The following is a 1,369-nucleotide window of genomic DNA, read 5'->3' as shown; positions in this document are numbered from 1 at the left end:
GATGGTGTGCTCAGTGCCGTCAGCAGACGTCACCGTGAACTCTTCAATGACTTTGTCGCCAGCATCCAGCGCTTGTACTGCGGTGAGCGTGTTATCTAGTGTGTAAGTCCAAGTGCCATCAGCAGTAATGCTAAGCGAGCCCAGCGTAGTGCCCACTGGCGTCGCGGTGCCCGCATCAAAGACGTTTTCACCGGCATCCTCATCGGCAATCACTAGCTTGTCTGTGGCCACTAAGGTATCACTTGGGGTGACAGCAGCGTCTTCGGTTACCGCTCCCGATTCACCGCTGACGATAGAAGGCGCACCATTCACACCGGTAATGGTCACTACGATGGTTTGACTGACCGAGCCATCAATAGAACTGACTTGGAATACTTCGTCACGAGTCTCACCATCGCCCAGCTCTTGCACACCCGTGAGTGAGTTATCGACCGTGTACGTCCAGTTACCATTGGCATCAATGGTGAGATTGCCCAGTGGTGACTGACCATCACCATTGTTGAGTTTGGTGACCGTGGTATTAAACAGCGCTTCGCCCGCATCCAGGTCAGTAATCGTTAGACTGCCTGAATCGGTGAGAATACCCGCCGTATCTTCAGTGACAGCGCCAGGTTGGTAATTGCTGATGATGGTTGGGTCTTCAGTACCGTTCACCGTGACATCGATTTGATGCTCAGTGCCATCGGCGGAGGTTACGGTGAACGACTCCGTTAGACTCGTGCCCACATCCAGCGCTTGGATTTGAGGCAGCGAGTTATCGACTTTGTACGTCCAGACTCCCGTTGCATCGATAGTTAAGGTGCCAAGTGTTGTGCCAACCGGTGTTGCGGTGCCTGCGTTAAACACCTCTTCGCCCGCATCGTCATCGGAAATCACTAAGGTATTGGTCGCGACGATGTTGCCATCACCATCCACCGCGACGTCTTCTTGAGCCAGAACAGAGTCACCCGACACAATAGTTGGAATGTCGTTAACACCATTAATCGTGATGACGATATTTTGTGGGGTGCCGTCTTCGCTCAAGACCTGGAAAGTCTCGGTGAGTGAATCGCCTTCCCCCAAGCCTTGAATGGTCGGGTTGGTGTTGTCAACTTCATAGCTCCACGCACCGCTTTCAGTGATAGTGAGCGTACCTAAAACGCTTCCTACTGGCGTCACGACTGTTTGGAACTTAGCTTCACCAGTATCCACATCAGAGATTGTTAGCTGGCCATTATCTTTGAGAAGATCGCCAGTTTGCACTTCAAAGTCTTCAGTAACGCTGCCTATCGCATCACCAGCAATTACGGGCGCATCGTTAGTGCCTTGAATGGTCACTTCGATGGTTTCCGTTTTTGAGCCATCGATAGAGGTAACCGTAAATCTCTCT

The 1,369-nt window shown here is 51.8% G+C and carries 1 protein-coding gene; it reads right to left on the bottom strand.

From position 1 onward, the window contains the following. The coding region (locus tag TZ48_RS07205) for a VCBS domain-containing protein (RefSeq protein ID WP_239670730.1) at nt 1-1,369 on the bottom strand (1,369 nt) is incomplete at both ends.

The sequence above is a fragment of the Vibrio variabilis genome (assembly GCF_003263785.1).
In the GTDB taxonomy this organism is placed as follows: Bacteria; Pseudomonadota; Gammaproteobacteria; order Enterobacterales; family Vibrionaceae; genus Vibrio; species Vibrio variabilis.
Note: the sequence above shows the minus strand (reverse complement) of the source record. Positions and strands in the feature narration are given on the sequence as shown.